We start from the raw sequence: 12467 nt of genomic DNA, 5'->3' as shown, positions 1-12467 counted from the left end.
CGGATGGGGTCAGCGGATGCCGGACCGCGCGAACCCCGCGACGAAGTACCGCTGGAAGGCGAGGAACAGGATGATCACCGGGGCGAGCGTCAGCAGCGTCATCGCCATCAGCGCGCCGTAGTTGGTGCCGTACTGACCCTTGAGGTCGGTGACCAGTCCCAGCGGGAGCGTGAAGAGCTCGTTGCTGCTGAAGAACACCACCAGCGGCCAGGCGAAGTCGTTCCACTCGGCCGAGAACGTCAGCAGCACCAGCACGGCCACCAGCGGCTTCGACAGCGGCAGCACCACCTGCAGGAACGTGCGCAGCTGCGACGCGCCGTCGACCCGCGCGGCCTCGAGCAGCTCGTCCGGGATCGACAGGAAGAACTGGCGGGCCAGGAAGATGCCGAACACCGCGGCGGACGTCGGGAGCACGACCGCCCAGATGGTGCCGTAGAGGCCGAGGTCGATGACCAGGTCGAACTGCGGGACCATGATCGCCTGGATCGGGATCATCATCGTCGACAGCAGCAGCAGGAACAGCACGTTGCGTCCGCGGAACGGCAGCTTGGCGAAGGCGTACCCCGCCAGCAGGTTCACCACCGCGGTGATCGCGGTGACCAGCACGGCGATCACCACCGAGTTGCGGAACCAGTGCCACACCGGGAACGCCCTGATCGGCGTCACGAAGTTGTCGAACGTGAACTGCGAGGGCCACAGGTGCAGGCCCGGCGCGTAGAGGCTCTGCCGGGTCGAGAACGCGGTCACGACCATCCAGTAGAGCGGGAAGAACATCACCAGGGTCACGGCGATCGCCGCCACCAGCCGGGCGACGCGCTGGCCACGGCCGCGACGACGGGCTCGCGGGGTCTGCGACGGGGCGGTCACGGCGCTCACGACGTCAGGTCCCGGGTGCGCGAGGCCCGCCACTGCACGGCCGTGATGGCGAGCGTGACCAGGTAGATGACGACGCCGACGGCGGCCGCGTAGCCGAGCTGGCCGGGACCGCGCTCGTCGAAGCCGGTGCGGTAGGCGTAGGTGACGAGCATCGTGGTGCTGTTGGCCGGCCCGCCGCCGGTCATCGCGTAGACGGTGTCGAACACCTGGAACGAGTAGAGCAGGTTCATCACCAGCAGGAAGAACGTCGACGGCCCGAGCAGCGGGACGACGATGCGCCGCAGCCGCTGCCACCAGCCGGCGCCGTCGACGCGGGCCGCCTCGAGCAGCTGCCGGTCGATGCCCTGCAGCCCGGCGAGGTAGATGAGCATGTCGAAGCCCAGCCGCACCCACACCGTCATGACGATCACCGAGACCATCGCCCAGGTGCCGTTCGACTGCCAGCTCGGCCCGCCGAGCCCCACCGCGCGCAGCAGGTCGTTCACGAACCCGTCGTACTGGTCGAACAGCCACGAGCCGAGCACGCCCGTCGCGACGCCGCTGATCACCAGCGGCAGGAACACGATCGAGCGGTACAGCGCGCGCCCGGGCAGCGCGCCGTCGAGCAGCAGCGCCACGCCGAGCCCGAGCGCCATGCCGACCGGCACCGTGCCCAGCGTGAAGAGCAGCGTGTTCAGCACCGCGCGCCAGAACACGCCGTCGCGCAGCAGCTCGGCGTAGTTCGACAGGCCCACGCCGTACGGCTGACCCAGCGACTCCTGGTGCCGGGTGCTCACCACGAACGCCATGACCAGCGGGAAGAACAGGAACACCGCGCACAGCACCAGGTTCGGCAGCACGAACGGCACGGCCAGCAGGCCGGTGCGGCGCGACCCGCGACGGCGGGGGGCGGGCCGAGGCCGCCGGACGACGGCCGCCGCGGCCTCCCCCGTCGCCGCCGTCGTCATCGCTGCAGCGCCTGGTTCACGCCGTCGCCGATGCGCTGCAGCGTCTGCGCGGTCTCCTGGCCGGTGAAGGCCGCCTCGAGCTGCTCCTGCAGCAGCGTGTTGATCGAGCTGAACGCCGGCACCGTCGACTCCTTGACGACGGTCTCGCCGAGCGTCGTCGCCTGCTCCGCCCACAGCGCCACCAGGTCGGGGCGGATGGCGTAGTCGAGCTTCGCGGTGGCCAGCGAGCTGCGCGTCGGCAGCTCGATCGCCTGCTCGCAGAAGTACTTCATCTCGTCCTCGGACGCCGCGAACCGCACGAACGCCGCCGCCAGGTCGGCGTTCTTCGTCTCTCCGTTCACCACCAGCGCGTTGCCGCCGAGGTCGGACGCCGCACCGACGTCCTGCGGCATGTACGTCGCGGCCCACTCGCCCTTGTAGCCCTGCTTCGGGTCGGCGAGCGTCGGCACCAGGAAGTCGCCGACGAACGCCATCGGCACGATCTGCGACACGAAGAACTCGTCGGAGTACCTGGCGCCCTTGATCGTGTTCGACGCCGGTACCCACTTCTCGGTGAAGAAGCGCTTGGTGAAGTCGAGCGCCTTGGTCGCCGGGTCGCTCGGCACCGCCGCCTTGGCCAGCGTCGGGTCGAGCAGCGTGCCGCCGGCCTGGTAGAGCCAGCTCAGCCAGCGGAAGGCGCCGGCCCGCGTCCAGTCGTAGGCGAAGGGGAACTTCTGCTCGGGCAGCTTGCCGCGCAGGGTGGTCGCGACCTGCGCGAACTCCTCCCACGTCCAGGCGTCCGCCAGCTTGTCGGGCACGGTCGTGATGCCGGCATCGCGCAGCACCGCGGTGTCGTAGACGATCGCGCTGGTGTCGGTCTGGTGCGGCACGCCGTAGGGGCGGCCCTGGTACTGCACGGCCTGCCACAGCGGCGGCAGGAACTCGGCGACGTCGTCGGCGGAGAAGTACGGGCTCAGGTCGAGCAGCGTGCCCTTCGAGCTGTACTTGCCGATCGTCGTGTAGTCGACGCGGAAGACGTCGGGGGCGTTGCCGGCCTGCAGGCCGCGGTCGATGCCGGCGAAGAAGCCGTCGTACGGCACCACCTTGAGCTGGACCTCGGCACCGGGGTTGGCCGCCTCGAACTTCTCCTTGAGGTGCTGGAAGCCCTTGGTCTCGCCGTCGCTGCCGCCCCAGAAGCTGAACGTCAGCTTGCCCTTCTGCGGCGGCAGGCTGGCCTTCGCGCCGGCCGCGCCGGTGGCCGTCGCACCGGCGCGCGGGCCGGGACCGCCCCCGCTGCAGGCGGCCAGCGCCGCGGCCGCGGCACCCAGCCCTGCGGCGGAGAGGAACGAACGACGGGACGGCTGCTGCATGCGTGCTCCAGGGAGTGGTGCGGCGCCACGAGCCGGACGCCGTCCGGGAACCTCCCCGGCGTCCGCGAGCATGTCCGACCCCACCACGGGGTGCCACCTGGCCGCAACGGTTCAGCGCACACGCTGCACCCGGGTCGCGCTGACCAGGTACCGGAACCCGGCGTCGCGCATCGACTGGAACGCGGGGTCGGCGGGGTCGTCGAGCCGTCCCTCGAACCACGCCATGACCGCCGGGGCCGCCGTGCCGATCGCCGTCAGCCGCTCGAACGGCTCGACGAGCTCGCGCTGCACGGCCTCGGGGTCGCGGGTGTGCTCGGGCACGGCGTGGCCCGCGGTGTGCCCACCCAGCACGTGGTGCCGCCCGATCTCGGCGAGCTCGTCCCACGTGAGGCCGATGCGCCCGTCGTCCGGCAGCTCGTCGGGCAGGTCGACGTGGTGCTGCTCGCACCAGGCCACCTGCTCGGCGGGCGGCACGTCGAGCAGCCCGGTGACCGGCAGGAACCACGCCGCGATGCCCAGCGACTCGCAGACCGGCGCCGCGACCGCGGCCTGCTCGCGGTAGCTGTCGTAGAAGACGGGCGCGAACCCGGGGCGGCGCAGCGGCCAGCGACCGGTGTCGACGAAGTGGTCGAGGTGCTCCGGGGTCACCGGGTCGAAGCGACGCAGGTACGCCGCGAGGTCGGCCTCCAGCTGGTCGGCCGCGGACGCCGGCGTCCAGTGGTAGTTGACGACGTGCAGGTACGACCCCGCCCGCAGCGCCGCCGCGTGCCCGCTGAAGCTCATGTCCCGCCCCCGACCGGTCCGTGCGCGTTCGCCAGCACCACCACCACGTCGTGCACCGCCAGCTCGTCGTCGTCGGCCGCGTCGGGTCGCAGCGCCGCGCGGTAGGTCTCGAGCCGGTCGGCCAGCACCTCGCCCAGCGCGTCGCGGGACGTCGGCGCGGCCGCCCCGGGCCGCAGGTCCTCGACCGCGAGCACCATCGGGATGCCCTCGGCGTGCAGCGCGCGGGCGTTCGCGCGCTCCTCGACCGCCCGCGGGTCCGGTAGCTCGGCCAGCGGCAGGTCCGGCAGCTCGGGCAGCGGGTCGCTCACGGCCGCCACCCCGCGGCGATCGCGGCCTGCGCCGCGTGCTGGCCGGGCTCGCGGTACAGCGGCAGCAGGTCGCCGGCGACGGCGTCGAGCGCGGCCCGGTCGAGCCACGCCGCGCCGCCCAGCCGCGCCTCGGCCTGCTCGTTCAGCACCACGCGCGCCCAGCCGTCGCCGTCCGGCCGGGCGCCGACGCGCACCAGGTCGTCGCGACCGCCGTCCAGCAGCCGCCGCACGTTGCGCTCGCCGATGCGGCCGTAGGCCACGGTCTCGACCTCCAGCCCGGGCACCACCACCTTCACCGCGTGGACGCCGTCGGCCCCGTCGGCCAGGTCGACCACGACCGGCTCGAAGCCCTCCGCGGCCAGCCGGTCGACCACCAGGTCGAGCACCTGCCGCGTCGTGAGGTCGTCGGTGGGCGTCGTCGGCACCTGCGCCCACGGCACGTGCTGCTCGACGCGGAACACGCTGTGGCGCAACAGGTCCGGCCAGTCGGGCGGCGGGTCGGTGAGCCACCGGACCGTGGCCGCCAGCACCCGGGGCTCCTCCTGCTCCCACGACCCGTCGGGCTCGCGAAGGGGGCCGTCGGCGGGCGCGTGGTGCGACCAGCGCTTGCGGATGCGGGCGGCCGCGAACTCGCACACCGCCTTGCGGACGGCGACGTCGCGATCGGGGTGCACCGCCTCGCCGCACGCCGTCGCCACCACGAGGTCGTCGCCCGGCGCGCTGCCGACCACCACGACGTCGGGCAGGCCGAAGTCGGTCGCGGCCAGCTTGACCTGCACCTCGACGCCCCGCGCCCGAAGCGCCGCCAGCACCTGCGCGGTCGCCGGGTCGAGCCGCGCGTCGTCGACGTCGACCACCCGGCCGGCGTCGAGCGCGCGGAAGCGCAGGCCGTTGCCGTCGCGCTGCAGCACCTCGAGCAGCGCGTGCAGCACGGCCTGGTCGCGGTCACCGCCGGCACCCAGGCCGTTCGAGACGGGGGTGACGAGCGGGTCGGTGACGCCCAGCCGAGCCGCCTCGCCGGGCGTGCTCACCACGTGCTCGACGGGCACCCACACCTCGACGTCGTCGCGCAGCCGCCGCGCGGGCAGCCAGGGGCGGGGCGCGTCGTCGACCACGTGCCCGGCGTCGACGCCCAGCTCGCGCGGGTCGAGCGCCCGCGCCCCGGCCGCCCGCACCTCGCCGCGCGTCGCCACACGGGGCCGCGCCGAGAGCGTGGACCGCCAGGACGCCGCGCGCTCGACGGTCTCGCCGAGCGCCCCGACGCGAGCCTGCGCCGCGGTGGTGCCGTAGCCGATGCCGGCGAACGGGGGCGCGCCGCCCGCACCCGCCCAGCGCGTCAGGTGCACGGCGACCCCGACGTCCTCCAGACCGGTCAGGTCGAGCTCGTCGAGCCCGTCCCGCGCGAGGTCGGCCGCGTAGCGGTCGGCCGCGGTCTCCAGCTGCGTCGCCGTCACCATGCGCAGACTGTGTCGCGCCCGGCGGGTCGGCACCATCCGGAGCGGGCGGCCGGGTTGTTCAGCCGCGCCCGCAGCGCGGTGTTCACGACGGCACCGTCGGGCGTTCACCGGCGGGCCCTGTCGCCGGTCGCGCCCCGGCAGCAGGATCCGTCCGTGCCCTCCAACGCCCTGTCCCGTCGCTCCGTCCTGCGCACCGCGGCGGTCGGTGCCGCGACCGCCGTCGCCGCCACGCTGCGTCCCTTCGACGAGGCAGTGGCGGCCGCCCCGGCGTCGGACGGCGTCTTCGGCTACGGGGTGGCCAGCGGCGACCCGACCGCCGACGCCGTGGTGATCTGGACCCGCGCCACCCCGCCGCACCGGCCCGGCGAGCCGGTCGCGACGCCGGGCAGCGGGCTCGGTCGGCCGCTGACGGTGCGCTGGGAGGTCGCGCGCGACCCGGGCTTCCGCCACGTCGTCCGGCACGGGGTGCGGCGCACCAGCGCGGCGTCCGACCACACGGTGAAGGTCGACGTGACCGGGCTCGAGACCTACACCCGCTACTGGTACCGCTTCAGCAGCCTCGGGCGGGTCAGCCCCGTCGGCCGCACCCGCACCGCGCCGGACGACCCGCACCGCACGCACGCGCTGCGCCTCGCACTGGTGTCGTGCAGCAACTACACCGGCGGGTACTTCACCGCGTACCGGGCGATCGCCGAGCGCACCGACCTCGACATGGTGCTGCACGTCGGCGACTACGTCTACGAGTACGGCAACGGCGACGACCGCTACGGCCCCGACAGCCTGATCGGCGTGCGCGACGCCCAGCCGGCGACCGAGACGATCGACCTGCGCGGCTACCGGCTGCGGCACGCGCTGCACAAGGCCGACCCCGACCTGCAGGCGGCGCACCGCAACCACCCGTGGATCACCATCTTCGACGACCACGAGGTGGCGAACAACGCCTGGGCCGCCGGCGCCGAGAACCACACCCCGGGCGTCGAGGGCAGCTTCGAGCGGCGCCGGCGCGAGGCCTACGAGGCCTACCTGGAGTGGATGCCGTTCCGGCTGCCCGAGCAGCACACCGTGCCGCACCAGGGCACCCGGTTCTTCAAGCGGTTCCGGTACGGCGCGCTGGCCGACCTCTCGGTGCTCGAGACCCGCCAGCACCGCAGCAAGCAGGTGGACGTCGCGCCGTTCACCACCACCGGCGGCGGGTTCATCCCGACCGGGGTGCCGGCCGTGGACGCCCAGCTCGCCGACCCCGACCGGCACCTGCCCGAGCCCGAGCAGCTCGACTGGCTGAAGCGCGGCCTCGCCGGGCACCGCCGCTGGCACCTCGTGGGCAACCAGGTGATCGTGACACCGGTCCGCTTCCCCGGTGCGGCACTCGGGATCCCGTCCGTGCCCTCGGTGATCAACTCCGACCAGTGGGACGGGTACCAGGCCGACCAGGCCGACCTGCTCGGTCACCTCGACGGCCTCCCCCGGCGCTCGGGCGACACCGTGGTGCTGACCGGCGACATCCACTCGTCCTGGGCGATGGACCTGCCGGCGGGCCGCGGGCCCGCGGGCACCTACCGCCCGGCCGGCGTGGAGTTCGTCTGCCCGTCGGTGACCAGCGACGGCTTCTACGAGGGCTTCGCGGCGGCGGCCGCGCAGTCCCCCGAGGCGGCGGTGGTCGCCGTCGGGGCCGCAGCCGCAGCAGTCCGGGCCACGAACCCCTGGATCAGGTACCTGGACGGCGTGGGGCACGGCTTCGTGGTCGTCGACGTGACGCCCGAGCGGGTGCAGGCCGACTTCCACCTGACGCCGCTGCCGACGTCCGCCCGCCCGGACCCGCGGGTCGACCCGACCGCGCTCCCCGCGTACGCCACGAGCTGGGTCACCCGCGCGGGCAGCCGCCGGGTGGTCGAGGGCCGCGGACCGGTCGGCGCGCGCAGCGACGAGCCGCGCGGCCCCCGACGCAGCTGAGGCGTGCCCGCGGCCGGTGGGCCGCGGACACGCCTCGAGGTGCTGGCGACCGGTGCAACCGGTCAGCCGATGGTGCGGGAAGTGCTGTGCTGCAACGGGTCAGCGGTCGACACCGTGCACGTGGTTGCTGCCGTCGCGGCCGTCGACGACCTTCTTGCCGAGCACGACGCCCAGGGCGATCATGCCGATGGCGAGCACGAGGTGCAGCCAGTTGTCGGCGTTGTTCAGCGGCACGAAGTTGGCGCTGGTGTCGCCGTGGGCGAACAGGCCGTAGAGCCACAGCACGAAGTAGACGACCCCGCCGCCGACGAGGTAGTTGCGCGCGCTGGGGGCGGTGCGGGCCATCGCGAGGCCGGCGACGCCGAACAGGACGTGCACCAGGTTGTGCAGCACCGACACCTGGAACAGGCCGAGCAGCTTCGCCTCGGACTGGTGACCGGCGAAGGCCATGTCGCCGAAGTTCGAGGTGATGCCGGGCACGAAGCCGAGGATGCCGACGAGCAGGAACACCACGCCGACGAGCTGGGCGACGGTCTGCACCGGGTGCTTGGCGGTGCGGCCACCGTGGGTCGCGGACTGGCTGGACATTGAGCTGCTCCTTCGTCGAGGGCTCGATGACTCGAGTCGCAGGCAGTCGGTCGCCCGCGCGTCCATCGTGTGCGCGACCTGTCCAGCACGCCCGCTGGACGGGGGTCGATCTTCGTGGCCCGGCCCGGGGTGGTAGGCAGCGGGCATGCACCAGCTCCTCGACCTGTCCGGCCGCGTCGCGCTCGTCACCGGCGCCGGCTCCCCCGACGGCATCGGCCACGCGACCGCGCGGCTGCTCGGTGCGATGGGCGCCGCGGTGGCGGTGGCGGCCACCAGCGACCGGGTGCACGAGCGCGCGGCCGAGCTGGCGGGGGACGGCGTCCGGGCGCTCGGCGTCGTCGCGGACCTGACCGACCCGGACCAGGTCGACCGCGCGGTGCGCGAGGTGACGGGCGCGCTCGGGGCGCCGACGGTGCTGGTGAACAACGCCGGCATGACGAGCGTCAGCGCACCGGCGCTCGACCCGGCGCTGCCCGGCGGCAGCGAGTCGGGCACGGTCGGATCGCTGTCGCTGGAGGCCTGGCGGGCCAGCACGTCGCGCAACCTCGACACCGCGTTCCTCGTCACCCGAGCGGTGCTGCCGGCGATGCTCGCCGCCGGGTGGGGGCGGGTGGTGATGGTGGCGTCGGTGACCGGTCCGGTGATGGCGATGCGCGGCGAGGCCGCCTACGCGGCGGCCAAGGCGGGGATGGTGGGCCTGGCCCGCGCCGTCGCCGTCGACCACGCGGCCGCGGGCGTCACCGCGAACGCGGTCGCGCCGGGCTGGATCCGCACCGCCAGCCAGACCGCCGACGAGGCCGAGCAGGCCGCCGGCACCCCGGCCCGCCGCAGCGCCCACCCCGACGAGGTGGCCGCCGCCGTCGCGTTCCTCTGCTCCCCCGGCGCGTCGTACGTCACCGGTCAGTGCCTCGTGGTCGACGGCGGCAACTCGGTCGCCGAGGAGCGGGGTGTCGGTGGGGGCGCCTAGGTTCGACGTCGTGCAGCCAGAGGCGGTCACCACCCACGGCCGAGTGCGGGGCGAGCGGCGCGACGGCGTCGCCCGCTTCCTCGGCGTCCCCTACGCGGCGCCGCCTGTGGGCGCGCGCCGGTTCGCGGCGCCCGAGCCGCCGCAGCCGTGGGACGGCGTGCGCGACGCGACAGCGTTCGGTCCGACGCCGCCGGCCGCCGGGTACCAGGCGCCGTTCGACACGATCCTCACCTCGACGCAGGTGCCGGGCGACGACTGGCTCACCGTCAACGTGTGGACGCCGGACCCAGGCGCGGCCGGCCTGCCGGTGATGGTGTGGATCCACGGCGGCGCCTTCGTGAACGGCAGCTCGGCGGTCGCGACGTACGGCGGGCAGGCCTTCGCCCGCGACGGCGTCGTGCTGGTGACGCTGAACTACCGGCTCGGGGTCGAGGGCTTCGCGGCGCTGCCCGACGCCCCGGCCAACCGCGGCCTGCTCGACCAGCTCGCCGCCCTGGAGTGGGTGCGCGACAACGCGGCCGCGTTCGGCGGCCACCCGGCGCGGGTCACGGTGTTCGGCGAGTCGGCCGGCGCCATGAGCATCACGACGCTGCTCGGGCTGCCGCAGGCGACCGGGCTGTTCGCGCAGGCGATCACGCAGAGCGGTGCCGCCCAGGCCGCCGCCGACCCCGCCGACGCCGCGCTGGTGACCCGCGAGCTCGGCACCGCCCTCGGCCTCGACGACGTGCGCGCCACGACGCTCGCCGACGTCGACCCGGCGCGGCTGCTGGCCGCCCAGCGGCGGGTGTCGCAGGCGCTGACCACCGGCCCCGACCCGGTCCGCTTCGGGGCGTCCGTGGTCGCGGGGCTGATGGCGTTCGTGCCGGTGGTCGACGGCGACGTCGTGCCGGTGCACCCGCAGGCCGCGCTCGCCGCGGGCGCCTCGGCCGACGTGCCGCTGCTCACCGGCACCACGACCGAGGAGTTCCGGTTCTTCCTGGCCCCGCCGGGCATCACGGCGTCGCTGCCCGCGGCGGCGCTGCCGATGGTGCTCGCGGCGCAGGGCGTGCCGGCGTCCGTCGTCGACGTCTACCGCGCGCACCGCCCCGACGCGTCGCCGGGCGACCTGCTGGCGGCGATCGTCACCGACCGGTACTTCCGGGCACCGTCGATCGCCGTGGTCGAGGCCCGGCCGCGCGACCGCTCGTGGGTCTACGAGCTGGCCTGGCGCAGCCCGCGCCTCGGCCTCGGCGCCGCGCACGCCGTCGACGTGCCGTTCGTCTTCGACGCCCTCGCCGCCGAGGGCACGGCGGGGCTGCTGGGCGACGACCCGCCGCAGGCGCTGGCCGACCGGGTGCACTGCGCCTGGGTCGCCTTCGCCACCGACGGCGACCCGGGCTGGGCGCCGTACGGCGACGACCGGGCGGTGCACGTGTTCGACGAGCCGGCCGACCGGCTGGTGCACGCCCCGCGCGACGACGAGCGGGCGCTCTGGGCGGGCTGACCGCCGCGGCACGTCGCAGCCCGAGCGCCTAGCCGACCACCACGCCCTGGTGCAGCCGCACCACCCGGTCGGCGACGTCGAGCAGCCGCTCGTCGTGGGTGGCCACGAGCAGGGCGCTGCCGTGCTCGCGGGCCAGCCGCAGCGCAGCGACCACCAGCTCGACGTGCTCGTCGTCCTGGTGCCCGGTCGGCTCGTCGAGCACCGCCAGGCGCGGCACCAGCGCGAGGGCGCGCGCGATCGCGGTGCGCTGCTGCTCGCCGAGCGAGGTCTGCGTCACCAGCCGGCCACCGAGCCGGCCGAGGTCGAGCGAGTCGAGCAGGTCGCCGGACCAGCCGTCGGGCACCACCGCGTCGGCGTGCAGCCGCTGCGGCAGGGTCGCGTTCTCGGCGACGCTCAGCTCCTCGACCAGCGCCAGCCGCTGCGGCAGCAGCGACACCAGCGCCCAGTCGCGCACCTCGTCCGCCGGGCGCCCGGCCACCCGCACGCTGCCCTCGGTGGGGCGGCCCACGCCGGCGACCAGGTGGCACAGCGTCGACTTGCCCGAACCCGAGCGACCGGCGAGCGCCACGAGGGTGCCGGGCTCGGCGGTCAGCGAGACGTCGTGCAGCACGGGCGGGGCGTGGGCGGCAGGGCGGTGGGTGACGTGCTCGACGTCGAGCAGCGGCTCAGGCACTGGTCGCTCCCCCGGGCGGGTCGGGCGGCACGAGCCGGACGCCGTCGGCCTCGACGACGAGCCGGGCCCGGCCGTCGGGGAAGAGGGTGAGCGCCTGCGGCGGCAGCTGCAGCCGCCCGGTGGAGTCGATGGTGGCCGTGGCGGCCTCGCCCGCGACGGCCTCGCTCGACAGCACGCCGTGGCGCAGGTGCAGCTCGCGGTCGGCGGCCCCGACGGCCCGGTGGTCGTGGCTGGACATCACCACGGCGGCGCCGCGGTCGGTGAGCCGCCGCAGCTCGCCGAGCACCAGCGACGACGACTCGTCGTCGAGCTCGGCCGTGGGCTCGTCGGCGACGACCAGCACCGGGTCGCCCACCACGGCGCAGGCCACCGCGAGGCGCTGCTGCTCGCCACCGGACAGCTCGCGCACCAGGGCGCCGCGGCGGTCGGTGAGCCACAGCCGCTCGAGCATCTCGTCGGCGGCGTGGGCACCGGCGCCGTCGAGCCCGCGCAGCGCGGCCGCCTGCACGACCTGCTCGCGGGCCGGCAGGTGCGCGAACAGCACGTGCGTCGGCCGCTGCGCGACCCAGGCCACGGTGCGCCGGCGCAGCTGCCGCAGGGCCCGGCCGCCGACGCCCGCCGTGGCCCGACCGTCGACCCACAGCTCGCCGCCGCTCTGCCGCTCGCGCAGGGCCAGCACCGACAGCAGGCTCGACTTGCCGCTGCCGGACGGCCCGGTGACGGCCGTCATCGTGCGGCGCTCGAAGACCGCGTCGACCCCGCGCAGCGCGTGCGTCTCGCCGGTCATCGAGGGGTAGATGCGCACCAGCCGGGCGCACCGGGCCGCGGGGTCGCTAGCCGCCATCGCGCAGCACCTCCGCACCCGACCGGGCCGCCGCGCCGGCGCTGGCCACGGCGACCGCCACCGCGAGCGCCAGCACGCCGGCCAGCCCGACCGCGCCGAGGGCGGCGAGCGGCAGCCGCAGCACGAAGGCTGGTGCGGCCTCGGTGCCGGGGTCGAGCAGCCGGGCGCCGAGCGGGGCGACCAGCGCCACGACGAGCAGCCCGAGCAGCAGGCCGGTCAGCACCAGCGCCGCCAGCTCGATG

Annotated in this window: 13 protein-coding genes; 3 read left to right on the top strand and 10 right to left on the bottom strand. The window is 75.1% G+C overall.

All coding sequences use genetic code 11. The features are described 5' to 3' along the window. Nucleotides 1-9: 9 nt before the first annotated feature. The 6 genes from ACYVI6_RS05800 to ACYVI6_RS05775 form a co-directional block, all read right to left on the bottom strand. Entirely contained in the window at nt 10-876 is an 867-nt protein-coding gene (locus ACYVI6_RS05800; RefSeq protein WP_460445462.1) for a carbohydrate ABC transporter permease, read from the bottom strand. Then, entirely contained in the window at nt 873-1823 is a 951-nt protein-coding gene (locus tag ACYVI6_RS05795) for a carbohydrate ABC transporter permease (protein WP_460445461.1), read from the bottom strand. Before ACYVI6_RS05795 ends, ACYVI6_RS05800 begins: the two co-directional genes overlap by 4 nt. Next, on the bottom strand, nt 1820-3172 hold the full coding sequence (locus ACYVI6_RS05790; RefSeq protein ID WP_460445460.1) for an ABC transporter substrate-binding protein: 1353 nt from the start codon (nt 3170-3172) through the stop codon (nt 1820-1822). Before ACYVI6_RS05790 ends, ACYVI6_RS05795 begins: the two co-directional genes overlap by 4 nt. A gap of 111 nt (nt 3173-3283) precedes the next feature. Then, the gene (locus ACYVI6_RS05785; protein ID WP_460445459.1) at nt 3284-3955 is read right to left on the bottom strand and encodes a polysaccharide deacetylase family protein; all 672 of its coding nucleotides are present in this window, start codon (nt 3953-3955) and stop codon (nt 3284-3286) included. Further along, a complete protein-coding gene (locus ACYVI6_RS05780; protein WP_460445458.1) occupies nt 3952-4263 on the bottom strand; it encodes a hypothetical protein in 312 nt (103 codons plus the stop codon). Before ACYVI6_RS05780 ends, ACYVI6_RS05785 begins: the two co-directional genes overlap by 4 nt. Next, nucleotides 4260-5720, bottom strand: coding sequence for a YcaO-like family protein (locus tag ACYVI6_RS05775; RefSeq protein WP_460445457.1), 1461 nt, complete (start codon nt 5718-5720; stop codon nt 4260-4262). Before ACYVI6_RS05775 ends, ACYVI6_RS05780 begins: the two co-directional genes overlap by 4 nt. A 153-nt stretch (nt 5721-5873) precedes the next feature. On the opposite strand from ACYVI6_RS05775, the gene ACYVI6_RS05770 reads away from it, so the two are divergent. Beyond that, a complete protein-coding gene (locus ACYVI6_RS05770; protein WP_460445456.1) occupies nt 5874-7670 on the top strand; it encodes an alkaline phosphatase D family protein in 1797 nt (598 codons plus the stop codon). 99 nt (nt 7671-7769) lie between these two features. Here ACYVI6_RS05770 and ACYVI6_RS05765 read toward each other — a convergent pair whose 3' ends face one another. Beyond that, entirely contained in the window at nt 7770-8258 is a 489-nt protein-coding gene (locus ACYVI6_RS05765; RefSeq protein ID WP_460445455.1) for a DUF4383 domain-containing protein, read from the bottom strand. Between the two features lie 145 nt (nt 8259-8403). Here ACYVI6_RS05765 and ACYVI6_RS05760 point away from each other — a divergent pair, with 145 nt between their 5' ends. Then, entirely contained in the window at nt 8404-9225 is an 822-nt protein-coding gene (locus ACYVI6_RS05760; protein ID WP_460445454.1) for an SDR family NAD(P)-dependent oxidoreductase, read from the top strand. 10 nt (nt 9226-9235) lie between these two features. Then, nucleotides 9236-10708, top strand: coding sequence for a carboxylesterase/lipase family protein (locus ACYVI6_RS05755; protein WP_460445453.1), 1473 nt, complete (start codon nt 9236-9238; stop codon nt 10706-10708). A 28-nt stretch (nt 10709-10736) separates the two neighbouring features. Here the strand turns inward: ACYVI6_RS05755 and ACYVI6_RS05750 are convergent, their stop codons facing one another. The 3 genes from ACYVI6_RS05750 to ACYVI6_RS05740 form a co-directional block, all read right to left on the bottom strand. Next, nucleotides 10737-11381: an ABC transporter ATP-binding protein gene (locus tag ACYVI6_RS05750; RefSeq protein WP_460445452.1), complete on the bottom strand. Its 645-nt coding sequence runs from the start codon at nt 11379-11381 to the stop codon at nt 10737-10739. Then, a complete protein-coding gene (locus ACYVI6_RS05745) occupies nt 11374-12225 on the bottom strand; it encodes an ABC transporter ATP-binding protein (RefSeq protein ID WP_460445451.1) in 852 nt (283 codons plus the stop codon). Before ACYVI6_RS05745 ends, ACYVI6_RS05750 begins: the two co-directional genes overlap by 8 nt. Then, on the bottom strand, nt 12215-12467 hold a 253-nt coding region (locus ACYVI6_RS05740; RefSeq protein ID WP_460445450.1), incomplete at its 5' end, for a hypothetical protein. The genes ACYVI6_RS05740 and ACYVI6_RS05745, both read right to left, overlap by 11 nt.

The sequence above is a fragment of the Angustibacter aerolatus genome (assembly GCF_054776675.1).
Note: the sequence above shows the minus strand (reverse complement) of the source record. Positions and strands in the feature narration are given on the sequence as shown.